The following is a 13,934-nucleotide window of genomic DNA, read 5'->3' on the forward strand; positions in this document are numbered from 1 at the left end:
ATAAATCATGCACCTTTCCACATTAATTATTTCCTACACAAAACTAGATACTTTCCGATTTAAAAACTCGTAAACTTTCTTTTCAAACAAATGAACATCTAATGCCCCAGCCATATGCCCATTTATACTTTCTATCTCATACACTTCTGCATATTTCCCCTGTTTTTGCAAAATGTCTACCATTTTATAATTATAACGAGGTGGCTGAAGTAAATCTTGTTTGCACGGAATCATGAGTACATTCGCTTCTATATTAGAAAGAGCCTCTTCTAAAGAAGAAAATCCATGCGCAATATCATGTAATAAGACTGCTTTCGCAGTGTACATCCACGAATTTGCATCTACTAAATCTATACTTTTGCATGTCACTTTATTAATCTCTTTCTCAAATGATGTTAATGCAGAAAATTCCTGATAAGGTGCCATTTCTATACTGTTCCGCGGGAATGCCATTTCATAAAAATGTTCATCAAACGCATTCATAAACATCATTCGATTTGCTAAATGAAGACCCTTCGTTGGCTGCTCTTCTCCATACTTTCCACCTTTCCAGTTTGGATCAAGCTGAATTGCTTCAATCGCATTTTGCGCTACATTTCCCGACGTTATAATTGGATTTTGTGGATTCGTAATAACTCCAATCACTCGCTCTACCATATGAGGATAGTGAACAGCCCATTGCTGCGCAATCATCCCACCTGCCGACGGTCCCATTACAGCATGTAGCCTAGCAATCCCCATATCTTTTATTAACTCATATTGCATACGTGCTACATCTAAAAATGTGAAAACTGGAAAATCCATCGCATACTCAAAACCAGTCATCGGATTTATCGATTTTGGTCCCGTTGTAATTACGTAGGGGTTCTTCACCTGTACATTACAAAGGTTATCAGTGCATATAACGAAATATTTATTTGTATCAATTGCTTTTCCAGGTCCAATCAATCCATCCCACCAACCAGCTTCCTCATCATGCTCTGTATATTTTCCTGCCGCATGACTTGTTGCACTAAAATAGTGACAAACCAAAATTGCATTTGATCTTTCTCTATTTAAAGTACCATACGTTTCATACCCCATTTGAACAGGAATTTCCCTACCATTTTCAAACACAAACTCTTTTAAAACAAACTTCTCCTTTTTTACAATTTGCACAGACTCGCCTTCTTCCCGCCATATTATGAACTGCTTACTAAAGGATTTTTTCTATACAAACCAATCTCCTCCTTCTTTTCATAAATAAATGAATAATATACAAAATTAGCCACAAAATAGCACTATATTACACAATCAAAGAGGGCATACATATGATTTGGAATTGGTTACGTAAGAAAAAAAACTCAAATACAGCAGAAGCAAAAGAGACAAATGAATCGGAACAACAGCCTAACGATCAAGAGAACAATAACACAAAGCAAACTAGAAGCATGAAACAGAGCAAAGATAAGAATAGCCAGCAAAAAAATATGGAACAAACTGAGGAACCTTCTAAGCAAGATGATTCTTCTCAAAACAAGCAACAAGATTCTAAGCAAGATGATTCTTCTCAAGACAAGCAGCAAAATTCTAAACAAGAAGATTCTTCTCAAAACAAGCAACAAAGTTCTAAACAAGAGGACTCTTCTCAAGACAAACAGCAAGGTTCTAAACAAGAGGACTCTGCTCAAAACAAACAGCAAGGTTCTAAACAAGAGGACTCTTCTCAAGACAAACAGCAAAGTTCTAAACAAGAGGATTCTTCTCAAGACAAACAGCAAAGTTCTAAGCAAGAGGATAATTCTCAAAACAAGCAGCAAGATTCTAAACAAGAGGACTCTTCTCAAAACAAACAGCAAAGTTCTAAGCAAGATGATTCTTCTCAAAACAAACAACAAAGTTCTAAGCAAGAGGATTCTTCTCAAAACAAACAGCAAGATGCTAAACAAGACAATTCTTCTCAAAACAAACAGCAAGATGCTAAACAAGACGAGTCTTCTCAAAACAAACAGCAAGATGCTAAACAAGACGAGTCTTCTCAAAACAAACAGCAAGATGCTAAACAAGACGAGTCTTCTCAAAACAAACAGCAAGATGCTAAACAAGACAATTCTTCTCAAAACAAACAGCAAGATGCTAAACAAGACGAGTCTTCTCAAAACAAACAGCAAGATGCTAAGCAAGACGAGTCTTCTCAAAACAAGCAGCAAAGCTCTGGAGGTAACAGCATTTATGACTTTAGCAAACCAGAAAGTGACCATATTCATTCTCTACAAGACTTAATAGCAAAGCTAAAGCAGTCTAGTGATTTTATTAATTATCACACATCAGATGATGAAACGATGCCTTATTGGATTTCTTATTATCGTCCTTCACTTGATGGAGAAAAGCTTCAAAAGTATTTAATGCCTACACTTTTAGAACACTATTGTTCTTCTCTTGAGGAATTAAAAGAACATATTCCAATGAGCGGTATTACAATTACGAACGACTTACAAAAAATTGAGGATATGGTTTTAAAAGGACATGCGATTATTCAATTGAACCAGCAAGATCAAAAGTGTATGCTTGCAAACATTGCAATTGATACTTATCGGGCACCAAGCCCTCCATTAAATGAATCAACAGTTATCGGTCCGCAAGAAGGTTTTGTAGAAGCTATTGATACAAATATTAATTTAGTCCGTAAACGCCTTCCTGTTTTAGAGTTACAAACAAAAGAAATGATAATTGGCTCCTTTTCGAAAACAAAGGTTGTAATAATGTATTTAGACAACCTTGCAGAAAAAGATAATGTGGATTTTCTCGAAGAATCATTGCGAGCTCTTGAATACGATCAAATTAATGATAGTGCTTATCTTCAAGAATTAATGGGAGAAAAGTCAATTTTCCCATTATATATAAATACAGAACGAACTGATAGAGTGACAAAGGCACTTATTGATGGCAAAATTGCAATTTTTGTTGACGGTTCACCAAACGTTCTACTAACTCCTGTCTCATATTTCGATTTCTTTATTTCACCAGAAGACTATAACGTCTCTTGGCTGTACGCTACATTTTCAAGGATTTTACGACTTATCGCGGTTCTTTTCTCAATTTGTGCAGCCCCATTATATGTTGCCGTTTTAAATTATCATTACGAACTCATTCCAAGCGATTTACTTGAAACATTGATTTTATCAAGAGCACAAGTACCATTCCCACCTTTAATCGAAGCACTCTTTTTGGAATTAGTTATTGATTTATTAAGAGAAGCTGGGGCTAGGTTACCGATGAAAGTAGGACAAACACTCGGTATTGTAGGTGGTATCGTAATTGGACAAGCATCCGTTCAAGCTGGGTTAACGAGTAACATTTTATTAATTATCGTTGCCTTATCAGCGTTAGCTTCCTTTATTACACCCATTTATAAAATGGGTAACGCCGTTCGTTTACTACGTTTCCCATTTCTCGCATTTGCAGAAATAGGTGGTCTATTTGGTATTTCTCTTGGGTTTATCTTTTTATTTACCCATCTTTTTAGACTAACTTCTTTACGTAAGCCGTACGCACTGTTTTATCCAACACGCGAACAATCAGCAAAGGACTCTTGGATTCGTTTTCCATTAACGATGATTGATACAAGGGATGTACAAGCTAGACCACAGCATGTTAAGAAATCAGCAAACGGAATTTCAACAAAACATACATCTGATTTTGATGATTAAGAAATGAGGTGCATCGATGAGTAAAATTAAAGCAGAACACCAAATATCACCTATCTTCGTTTTCTTCTTAATTCACGGTGCACAATTTGGTGCTGGTGTTCTGGGATTTGCCCGCATTATTGCGAAAACAGCTGGATACGATGGCTGGATAGGTGTCCTTCTCATAGGCATCACCATTCATATTCTCCTATGGATGATGTATTCCTCACTAAAAGGTATAGATGGCAATTTAATTGATTTGCATAAACAAACATTCGGAAAGTGGCTCGGGAATGGGATTAACATTATCTTTATGGTGTATTTTTTAATGGTCAGTATTTCTGTCGTTCGAACATATGTAGAAATTATTCAAGTATGGATGTTTCCTTCTGCTTCGATTTGGATGCTAACAACTTTTCTATGCTTAGTCGGTTATTATATAATCTCATCTGGTTTTCGTGTTATTACTGGTATCTGTGTCATTTCTATCGGCGGGACACTCGGATATCTTTTCATTAGCCTTTTTATCTTAAAATACACTCACTGGTCTAATTTACTCCCTGTATTTTCACATTCACTTTCAGACATTTTAAAAGCAGCTCAATTATCAATCTATACTATGAGCGGATTTGAAATTTTTCTTATGATTTATCCATTTGTAAAAGAGTCTAAGAAATCTCATAAATTTGCACAATACGGTGTGCTATTCTCTAATCTTTTATATTTATTTAGTACCCTCTTAGCTTTTACATTCTTTAGCGAAAAACAATTATCCAAAACAATTTGGGCCCAGCTCTCTATGACTCAAGTTATCCAACTTCCTTTCATAGAAAGGCTAGAGTACATTGCAATCTCAGCTTACACTCTCGTTATTGTTACAAGCTTCATTCTTCCTTTATGGGCAGCAACAAGAGGAACACACGAAATATTTCGTGTAAAACAAAGAGGTGTTTTAATTGCTTTTATGCTCATTACCCTCATTGTTTCACAACTTTTAACAAAAAGACATGATATTAATGACTTTATTAGTAATGCGTCAAGAATTAGTTTTTGGCTTATATACATATACATCCCAATTCTATTTATTATTGTGTGGGTGAAAAGAAAATGGAAAAAATCAAAAGAAAATTAATGCTTCTTTCTTGTATCAGCATCCTTAGTCTAACTGGTTGCTTACAAAAAAATATTATCGATGATGTCAATCTCATTCAAGGGACTGTTTTTGATACAGCAAAAGATAATAAAGTAAAAGTCACATTCGTTTGTCCTATACAGAAAAAAGGTAATAAAGTTCAAGTCTTTGAAGGAGTAGGAAACGCAGTAAAACAAGTAAAAGCGGATACTTCTTTAGAATCCTCTCAACCATTTGCAAGTGGACAAATGCGTATTGCTTTATTTACTACAAAAATCGCAAAAAAAGGATTATCAACTTCCTTTGACACGTTAATTCGTGATGTGAACATCGGGAACTCTATGTATGTCGGTTTATTAGAGGGAACAGGGATGGACTTACTAAAAGGTAAATATACAACATCATCTAACGTTGCAATTTATATAAAGAAAATGTTAGACCATAATATGCAAACAGGCCCTTTACCTACTGACAATCTACATTTAGGAGCCTATCGATATTATCGTGAAGGCCAAGATTCTTATTTACCAATCCTAAAAAGAGATAAAGATAAAATAAGAATTACTGGTATCGGTCTTTTAAAAAGAGATAAATACGTTGGAAAAATTAATTATCATGATATGTTCGCTTTCAAAGGTTTATTGGAAAAACACCGATTAGATTCACATGAATTTAAAGCAAACTCCGGATACACAATCATTAATAATATTCGCTCCGTCCCTACTTACCAAGTAAATATTAAAGACGGAAAACCATCATTTTTTATACACGTCAAACTAGAAGCGCGTATTCAAGAACTCTCTAAACAGTTCAACTTAGATAATAAAAAGAACACAAAAAAAATAGAAAAATCAGTTGAAAAACAATTAGATGCAACAGCTAACAAATTAATTAAACAGTTTAAATCGTTAAATGTGGATCCACTCGGCCTTGGTGCAAGGTATAAAGAACATTATCGTCCATTTAAATTAGAAGAGTGGAGAAAAATGTACAAAGATGTTCCCATTACAATAAAATACACAGTTAACATTACAAATTCTGGTGTAATTGAATAAGTTAATGATTGAACTCCCCTCTCTGGCATGGTACAACGGAGAGGGGAGTTTTTATTTTTAAATAGAGAAAAGGGATATTTACGGGGGAGCTTATGTCTAAAAAATTAGTAAAGCCTATTTTAAACGGTATTTTATTTCTCGGCGTCTTTTTATTTGCTCATACATACTTAAAAAATGTTTCCTTCACACGTTATCTACTTGTCGTTATACCAATGCTACTCATCGGAATGTTTGGCATCGATCTTATTTTATCCATTTTAATTAAGAAAGAAGAATAACGAGCGAACATCTTATTTCTCATAAGATGTTCTTTTTATTAAATAACTACCTTATGTTACAATAAACTTCGGCATAACGTAAGAAAGGATGAAACAACATGACAAACGAAAAAGGTTTAGATAAAGGATACGAACTTGTTGCGAAAATGCATGAAGAATTCGGACATCCTGTGACAAGTACTCCAACAAAACTAACAGAAGAGCGTGCAAAAATTCGTGCTAGCTTTATGCAAGAAGAGCTAGAAGAATTTCTAGAAGCAACAACTGTTGAAGATCAATATGATGCACTTATTGACCTTATTTACTTTGCATTCGGAACGTTTGCAGAAATGGGCGTACGTCCAGATAAAGGATTCGAAATTGTAAACAATGCTAACATGGCAAAACTATTCCCTGATGGAAAGCCTCGATTCCGCGAGGGCGACGGCAAAATTATGAAACCAGAAGGATGGCAAGCACCGGAACCACAACTTCGTGCGGAAATCGAACGCCAACGTCAAGAGGCATTAGCAAAAGCAGGAAAATAATATAGAATCAGCTGCTAGGAATATTCTTAGCAGTTTTTTTGTACTATCATTCACAGGTCATGAACCCCGTATTTTACTAATGAATCAATATCGCATTTCGAACTGCAAATATATTTTTCCTCAAAATAAAAAATCCCCTTGTGCACAAGAGAATTTTTCATGTAATTCATTAATGTCCAGCATGACCCGCTGCTCCAGCTGTTCCCGCTGCAGTTCCAGCTCCTCCACCGTACCAAATTTGTTGTTGCCCTTGTTGATGTTGTTGTCCTTGGTGATGTTGCTGCCCCTGGTGGTGATGTTGGCCTTGGTGGTGTTGCTGCCCTTGGTGGTGATGTTGGCCTTGATGATGTTGCTGCCCTTGGTGCTGATGTTGGCCTTGGTGCTGATGTTGACCTTGATGATGGTGTTGGCCTTGATGATGGTGTTGGCCTTGGTGATGGTGTTGGCCTTGGTGATGGTGTTGACCTTGATGAGTTTGATAAAGGACAGCCTGCGGGTGAATTTGATGATGACCTTGGTGATGTACTTGTTGCTGATGGTGGCCGTGGTGTTGATGATGGCCTTGGTGACCATGATGACCATGGTGTTGATGCTGGCCTTGGTGACCATGATGATGAGTTTGATAAAGGACAGCCTGCGGATGAATTTGATGATGACCATGATGATGTACTTGTTGTTGATGATGGCCATGATGCTGATGATGGCCGTGTTGTTGATGATGATGACCGTGATGACCGTGATGGCCGTGATGCTCATGATGTACATGCTGACCGTGATGACCGTGATGCTCATGATGACCGTGAACACCTTGAGGGAATCCGCCGATTCCACCAGCTACAACACCAACGCCTGGTACAGGGAATCCTGGTTGTACGCCTCCAACGAAAGATGGGAATGTAGTTGGCATACCTACAGGCACTCCTCCTTGTGTACCTCCTACTAGTGCCGGAAATCCTGTTTGCACTCCAGCTACTGATGTTGGGAATCCTGGTTGTACACCCGCCACTGACGTCGGAAATCCTCCAGCTGCTCCTCCCATCCAACTTGGAATTCCGCCATATCCGTGTTGACCATCTCCTCCCATGAACATCATTTGTCCATAACTATCCGATCCACCTCCGAAGAAGCCATGTGGTGCATTATTGTCCATCCCTTTCATTCCTTTCACCTCTTCTGTTCAATTTAACCTACCTTTTTCATCATATTTCCTATAGAAGAATAGGTGTTTGTCTATATGGGAATTCCGCGCCTTTTTCTTCGTTCTTCATTCATGACAAACTAAATTAACTGATTATTTTTTCAAAGGAGGCGTTTTCGTTGGAGAACGTAGCAAAAGCTTCCATCGACGATTTAGATTCAATCTTACATATAGATGTTGATGTAATCGGAGACGATAGTAGACGAGATTATATTAAACACGCTATTGATGAAGGAACCTGCATCATTGCAAAAGAGGACAATTCCATTTCTGGTTTTCTAACATACGATACAAATTTCTTTGGTTATACTTTCCTCTCATTAATCATTGTTTCGCCAACGAAAAGAAGACAAGGTCATGCAAGCTCATTAATCTCATATATGTTAAGACATTCTCCTACTCAAAAAATATTTTCTTCAACGAACAAATCGAATACAAATATGCAAAAAGTTTTTAAAGCAAATGGATTTATGCGTAGTGGAATGATCGAAAACTTAGATGAAGGTGATCCTGAGCTTATTTTTCACGCAAAAAAGCTCAGAGCATAAACGCTCTGAGCTTTTATTAATAATTAATTAGTTTGCAACAACGTTAACAAGTTTTCCAGGAACAACAATTACTTTACGAACTGTTTTTCCTTCAATTTGTTCTTTGATTGCCTCAAGTGCAAGTTGTTCCATTTCTTCTTTTGATGCGTCTTTACTCATTGTTAGTTTTGTGCGAACTTTGCCCATAATTTGAACAACGATTTCAACTTCATCTTCTACAAGTTTAGACTCATCAAATGTTGGCCAGCTTGCATATGTGATTGTTTCACTGTATCCAAGTTTGCTCCATAGTTCTTCCCCGATGTGAGGTGCAACTGGTGCAATCATTTTTACGAAACCTTCTACATATTCTTTCGGAAGTGTTTCAGCTTTGTATGCATCATTGATGAATACCATCATTTGAGAAATCGCTGTGTTGAAGCGAAGCTCTGCATAGTCTTCTGTAACTTTCTTCACTGTTTGGTGGTAAGCTTTTTCAAGCTCTTTATTTGGTGCATCAGTGATTTTCTCACTTAATTCACCGTTATCTTGAATGAATAGGCGCCATACGCGGTCTAGGAAGCGGCGAGCTCCGTCAAGACCATTTTCAGACCAAGCGATTGAAGCGTCTAATGGTCCCATGAACATTTCGTATAGACGAAGTGTGTCTGCACCGTGGCTTGCTACAATATCATCAGGATTTACAACGTTACCTTTTGATTTACTCATTTTCTCGTTATTTTCACCTAAGATCATACCTTGGTTGAATAATTGTTGGAACGGTTCTTTCGTTGGAACTACACCGATATCATATAATACTTTATGCCAGAAACGAGCATATAGTAAGTGAAGTACAGCGTGCTCTGCTCCGCCGATATAAATATCAACTGGAAGCCATTGTTTTACTTTTTCAGGATCTACAAGTGCTTCGCTGTTGTTTGGATCGATGTAGCGTAGGTAGTACCAGCAGCTACCAGCCCATTGTGGCATTGTATTTGTTTCACGACGACCTTTTTTACCAGTTTCAGGATCAACAACATTTACCCACTCTTCAATGTTTGCAAGTGGTGACTCACCTGTACCTGAAGGACGAATGTTTTCTGTTTTCGGAAGAACTAATGGTAATTCTTCTTCTTTCACAGCTGTCATTGTGCCATCTTCCCAATGGATTACTGGAATTGGCTCACCCCAGTAACGTTGACGGCTAAATAACCAGTCACGTAGACGGTATGTTACTTTTTGATTTCCTGCGCTTGTTACTTCAAGCCATTCAATCATTTTTACAATTGCTTCTTCTTTATTTAAACCATCAAGGAATGCTGAGTTTACGTGTGCACCACCACCTGTGTACGCTTCTTTCGTAATGTCTCCGCCTTTTACAACTTCCTTCATTGGAATATTGAACATTGATGCGAATTCATAGTCACGCTCATCGTGAGCTGGAACCGCCATTACAGCACCTGTTCCGTAAGTTGCAAGAACATAGTCAGCGATCCAGATTGGTAACTTCTCACCATTTACTGGGTTAACTGCGTAAGCACCAGTGAATACACCAGTTTTCTCTTTCGCAAGTTCTGTACGCTCTAGGTCACTCTTCATTTTTACAGAATTAATGTAAGCTTCTACAGCTTCTTTTTGTTCTGCTGTTGTAATGTCAGCAACAAGTGCATGTTCCGGAGCAAGTACACAGTATGTTGCACCAAATAGTGTATCAGGGCGCGTTGTGAAAACTGTGAACTTCTCATCTGTACCGTCGATGTTGAAGTGTACTTCTGCACCTTCAGAACGACCAATCCAGTTACGCTGCATATCTTTTAAGCTTTCTGGCCAATCAAGCTCATCTAGATCTGCTAATAGACGATCTCCGTAAGCTGTAATTTTTAACATCCACTGTCTCATCGGACGACGCTCAACTGGATGTCCACCGCGCTCACTCTTACCGTCAATGATTTCTTCGTTTGCAAGTACTGTACCAAGTGCTGGGCACCAGTTTACAGGTACTTCATCAACGTAAGCTAAACCTTTTTCAAATAGTTTTAGGAAGATCCATTGTGTCCACTTGTAGTAGGTTGGATCTGTTGTATTTACTTCACGATCCCAATCGTAAGAGAAGCCTAATGCTTTAATTTGATTACGGAACGTATTAATATTAAGCTCTGTAAATTCAGCCGGGCTGTTCCCAGTATCAAGTGCATATTGCTCTGCTGGAAGACCGAATGCATCCCATCCCATTGGATGAAGAACGTTATATCCTTGCATACGCTTCATACGAGATAAAATATCTGTCGCTGTATAACCTTCTGGATGACCTACGTGTAAGCCTGCACCTGATGGATATGGGAACATATCTAGTGCATAAAATTTTGGTTTTTCTGTTTCATCTGGCGTACGGAATGTTTTATTCTCTTCCCAATGCCCTTGCCACTTCTTCTCAATTTCTTGATGATTAAAGCTCATGAGATACCCTCCTTGAAATTCTATTTATTTTCACCGCCCAAAATACAAAAAACCTCTCATCCCTAGAAAGGGACGAGAGGTTATAGATTCCCGCGGTACCACCCTAAATTAATGTAATAAATACATTCGCTTAGATCCGTAACGTGGATTAACGGCAATTGCTACTAATGATTTCACAACTGCAACTCAAAGGCGAGTTCATAACGAAACGTGGATTGACTTGCACCGACCGTCAACTCTCTAAACCAGCTTCTATTACTACTACTCCTTCTCACTGTTATTACAAATATGAGTTAATGTGAACTACCCACCACTTAGTATCTCTTAAGAGCTTACTTGAAGCGAGGGCTTCTCGGTTAATCGTTATTCTTGCTAACTAACGAATTCGTCTTAGGACAGCCGAGCTAACTCCCTTGTTCCAAAGGTTATTTTGTTACTATTTATTTAAATATATTCTAAAACATGTTGCATGTTCCGTCAAACTAAACTGCAATTTTTTCTTCAACTGTTTCTTCTACTTTTACTCGTCTATCATAAATACTCGTTGCTATAAGCGCTACTACAAGCATTACCATGATCGCTATAAACAATACTTCCATATTGTATAAATCAACAATTGCCCCGCCAACGACCGGTCCGAACATTTTTCCTACAGTCGCTGCGCTATTTACAACCCCTTGATAAAATCCAAGTTTATCTTTCGGTGCAAGTATATTTGCAATAGTCGGAACTGCCGGCCATACGAATAATTCACCAATCGTTAATGTCACCATCGCAACAAGAAACATCGTAAATTGCTGCGCTTGGCTTAAAACAATAAACGACGCCGCAAAAATGACGATTCCAATCATAATTTGTTGTTTTAAAGAACGCTTCATCCAGCGAATTAACATACTAACAAGTGGCTGCGCACAAACAATCATCGCTCCGTTTATCGTCCATAATAAACTATAATGGCGGAGGCTAATATCTAATTCTCGCATATGAGTCGCAATTGCCCCTTGCCACTGTACGTATGTAACCCAGCATAAAGCATATGCTACACATACGATTAGAAGCGCTTTGAAGCCAGGTGTAAGTGACCAACCTTTTTTCGTTTCGGCTTCTTTTTGTACCTCTTGCTCTTTTTTTGCTTCCATACCACGAAATCCAATAAACGCAATTAAGAAGAAAATAAAATATAAAATAAAGTTCGCTAAGAAAATATAATCAAAACGATAAGACGCAACTAATCCACCGCACGCTGTTCCAATCGCAATCCCAACGTTTTGTCCAACATACATTGCATTGAACGCTCGTCTCCCGCCTTCTGGCCAAACCGTACCGACCATCGCATACATCGATGGAAACACCATTCCAGAACCGAATCCGATTAATGCTAGCCACACAACATATAATGGCCAACCATGGAAAAATACAAGACCTAAAATCGATACAAGTGTAATGACAATCCCTACTAAAATTGATTTATAACCGCCCCATTTATCAAATAAAACACCGCCGAGCAAGTTTCCGATTACACCAGTAAGCGAGTTGATCATTAATACCATTCCGGCTACTGATAAAGATTTCCCTAAACTATCATGTAAGTAAATTGTATTAAAAGGCCATAAAAAAGAAGCACCCGTGACATTAATAATCATCCCAGCTACTAATAGCCATACTTTCCTTGGCATAGTCTCCCCTCCTATTCTCTTTTTTTCGTTCATATATATAACAGTAAAATTGTAGTCGTTTTTAAATAGGAAGGCAACTGATTAATAGTTGATGAAATTCAGATAATAGCACAAAGACGATTAGAATGTATTCTAATCGTCTTTGTAAAATATTAATCTATAAATAATGGAATCGTTCCCTCGCGAAAGGTTATCCAACTTCCTTTTTACGTTTTGCACTTTCTTTCGCACTCCATTTAAATATTTTGTCTAGTAGAGAGTATATTCTCCCAGACTCCTTCGTTAATAATGGTCCTAACGACGCCAATATTAAAACATATAAAGCTGAGAATGGTTTAATCGTTGCCATTAAGCCACCCGCTATTCCGAGATTCGCGACAATAATGGAGAATTCCCCACGTGATATAAGTGTTAAACCGATATTCGTAGAAGCCTTATGCGATAACCCGGCTTTACGCCCTGCAATCATTCCAGCTGTAAAATTACCGATGAGAGTAATGAAAACTGCTCCTAATGCCAACCATACTGCTCCTCCAAGTGAAAACGGATCTATACTTAAACCGAAGCTGAAGAAAAATATAGCTCCAAAGAAATCACGAAACGGGACGACGAGATGCTCGATCCGGTCACTATGCTCTGTTTCTGAAAAGACGAGTCCTAACAATAAAGCCCCAATCGCTTCCGCAACATGAATTGTTTCTGAAAATCCTGCTACAAAGAATAAAATAGCGAATATTACGATAATAAAAATTTCGTTTGACGAAATATCTAATACTTTATTTAGGAACGGCGTAGCTTTTCTAGCGATTACAAAGAATAGGAGCATATACCCTACTGCGATTAACACCGATGTAAGAGCACCTACAAATGATGTTGCACCTCCGAGTACTAATCCTGAAACAACTGATAAATATACAGCTAAAAAGATATCATCAAACATAATGATTCCTAAAATTAGCTCTGTCTCTTTATTACCAGATCTTCTTAAATCAACGATTACTTTCGCTACAATTGCACTCGATGAGATTGTAATAATTCCAGCAATAATTAATGTTTCTAGTAAGGGGAAGCCCATTATATATCCATAAAGTAAACCTAATATGAAATTAAGCGATATATGAACACTACCCCCAAAAGCAATCGACTTTCCTGATTTAATTAATTTTTTTATTGAGAATTCTAAACCTAAATAGAATAAGAGGAATATGACGCCAACACGGCCGAGGAAGGAAATAACTTCTCCGCTTTCAATAAACCTTAAATCGATAAGTCCTAAATCTGGGGCATGAGGCCCCACTAACATACCGAGTATAATGAGAAACGGAATAATCGAGAACTTTAACTTCGCAGCGAGGATAGCTGCAAAAGCTACTAATACTAACGCAGTTCCAACTTCCAAAATTAAAGTATCCATCG

Annotated in this window: 11 protein-coding genes and 1 other annotated feature; of the genes, 6 read left to right on the top strand and 5 right to left on the bottom strand. The window is 37.7% G+C overall.

Features of this window, described 5'->3' with window-relative positions; genetic code table 11:
• Positions 1–33: 33 nt before the first annotated feature.
• Complete coding sequence (locus QCI77_RS24090; RefSeq protein WP_098167614.1) at positions 34–1,158, bottom strand: homoserine O-acetyltransferase family protein; 1,125 nt, start codon at positions 1,156–1,158, stop codon at positions 34–36.
• A 152-nt stretch (positions 1,159–1,310) separates the two neighbouring features.
• On the opposite strand from QCI77_RS24090, the gene QCI77_RS24095 reads away from it, so the two are divergent.
• From QCI77_RS24095 to QCI77_RS24115, 5 genes are all read left to right on the top strand, one after another.
• Positions 1,311–3,689 carry a spore germination protein gene (locus QCI77_RS24095; protein ID WP_353825543.1) on the top strand — a complete coding sequence of 793 codons (2,379 nt, stop codon included), beginning with the start codon at positions 1,311–1,313 and terminating at the stop codon, positions 3,687–3,689.
• A 16-nt stretch (positions 3,690–3,705) separates the two neighbouring features.
• Positions 3,706–4,800 carry a spore germination protein gene (locus QCI77_RS24100; RefSeq protein WP_113770936.1) on the top strand — a complete coding sequence of 365 codons (1,095 nt, stop codon included), beginning with the start codon at positions 3,706–3,708 and terminating at the stop codon, positions 4,798–4,800.
• Positions 4,776–5,855: a Ger(x)C family spore germination protein gene (locus tag QCI77_RS24105; RefSeq protein WP_113770937.1), complete on the top strand. Its 1,080-nt coding sequence runs from the start codon at positions 4,776–4,778 to the stop codon at positions 5,853–5,855. Before QCI77_RS24100 ends, QCI77_RS24105 begins: the two co-directional genes overlap by 25 nt.
• Positions 5,856–5,947: 92 nt before the next feature.
• Positions 5,948–6,133, top strand: a complete 186-nt coding sequence (locus tag QCI77_RS24110) for a hypothetical protein (protein ID WP_000038778.1) — start codon at positions 5,948–5,950, stop codon at positions 6,131–6,133.
• 98 nt (positions 6,134–6,231) lie between these two features.
• Positions 6,232–6,660 carry a pyrophosphohydrolase domain-containing protein gene (locus QCI77_RS24115; RefSeq protein WP_113770938.1) on the top strand — a complete coding sequence of 143 codons (429 nt, stop codon included), beginning with the start codon at positions 6,232–6,234 and terminating at the stop codon, positions 6,658–6,660.
• Between the two features lie 169 nt (positions 6,661–6,829).
• On the opposite strand, the gene QCI77_RS24120 is transcribed toward QCI77_RS24115, so the two are convergent.
• Positions 6,830–7,819, bottom strand: coding sequence for a VrrB protein (locus QCI77_RS24120; protein ID WP_353825544.1), 990 nt, complete (start codon positions 7,817–7,819; stop codon positions 6,830–6,832).
• 158 nt (positions 7,820–7,977) lie between these two features.
• On the opposite strand from QCI77_RS24120, the gene QCI77_RS24125 reads away from it, so the two are divergent.
• A complete protein-coding gene (locus QCI77_RS24125; protein WP_002015699.1) occupies positions 7,978–8,406 on the top strand; it encodes a GNAT family N-acetyltransferase in 429 nt (142 codons plus the stop codon).
• A 27-nt stretch (positions 8,407–8,433) separates the two neighbouring features.
• Here the strand turns inward: QCI77_RS24125 and leuS are convergent, their stop codons facing one another.
• The 3 genes from leuS to QCI77_RS24140 all read right to left on the bottom strand — a co-directional run bounded on the left by leuS (position 8,434) and on the right by QCI77_RS24140 (position 13,932).
• Positions 8,434–10,842, bottom strand: coding sequence for a leucine--tRNA ligase (leuS, locus tag QCI77_RS24130; protein ID WP_113770940.1), 2,409 nt, complete (start codon positions 10,840–10,842; stop codon positions 8,434–8,436).
• A gap of 65 nt (positions 10,843–10,907) precedes the next feature.
• Positions 10,908–11,126 (bottom strand) — a binding site (T-box leader).
• 198 nt (positions 11,127–11,324) lie between these two features.
• Complete coding sequence (locus tag QCI77_RS24135; protein ID WP_002089089.1) at positions 11,325–12,518, bottom strand: MDR family MFS transporter; 1,194 nt, start codon at positions 12,516–12,518, stop codon at positions 11,325–11,327.
• A 190-nt stretch (positions 12,519–12,708) separates the two neighbouring features.
• Positions 12,709–13,932 (bottom strand): cation:proton antiporter, encoded by a 1,224-nt coding sequence (locus QCI77_RS24140; RefSeq protein ID WP_060750061.1) that lies wholly within the window; start codon positions 13,930–13,932, stop codon positions 12,709–12,711.
• Positions 13,933–13,934: the final 2 nt, after the last annotated feature.

The sequence above is a fragment of the Bacillus cereus group sp. MG9 genome (assembly GCF_040459995.1).
Lineage (GTDB): Bacteria > Bacillota > Bacilli > Bacillales > Bacillaceae_G > Bacillus_A > Bacillus_A mycoides.

Bases quoted from the DNA above. Each gene is read 5' to 3' on its own strand.
- QCI77_RS24095 (WP_353825543.1), top strand. From the start codon at position 1,311: ATGATTTGGAATTGGTTACGTAAGAAAAAAAACTCAAATACAGCAGAA.
- QCI77_RS24100 (WP_113770936.1), top strand. From the start codon at position 3,706: ATGAGTAAAATTAAAGCAGAACACCAAATATCACCTATCTTCGTTTTC.
- QCI77_RS24105 (WP_113770937.1), top strand. From the start codon at position 4,776: ATGGAAAAAATCAAAAGAAAATTAATGCTTCTTTCTTGTATCAGCATC.
- QCI77_RS24110 (WP_000038778.1), top strand. From the start codon at position 5,948: ATGTCTAAAAAATTAGTAAAGCCTATTTTAAACGGTATTTTATTTCTC.
- QCI77_RS24115 (WP_113770938.1), top strand. From the start codon at position 6,232: ATGACAAACGAAAAAGGTTTAGATAAAGGATACGAACTTGTTGCGAAA.
- QCI77_RS24120 (WP_353825544.1), bottom strand. From the start codon at position 7,819: ATGAAAGGGATGGACAATAATGCACCACATGGCTTCTTCGGAGGTGGA.
- leuS (WP_113770940.1), bottom strand. From the start codon at position 10,842: ATGAGCTTTAATCATCAAGAAATTGAGAAGAAGTGGCAAGGGCATTGG.
- QCI77_RS24135 (WP_002089089.1), bottom strand. From the start codon at position 12,518: ATGCCAAGGAAAGTATGGCTATTAGTAGCTGGGATGATTATTAATGTC.
- QCI77_RS24140 (WP_060750061.1), bottom strand. From the start codon at position 13,932: ATGGATACTTTAATTTTGGAAGTTGGAACTGCGTTAGTATTAGTAGCT.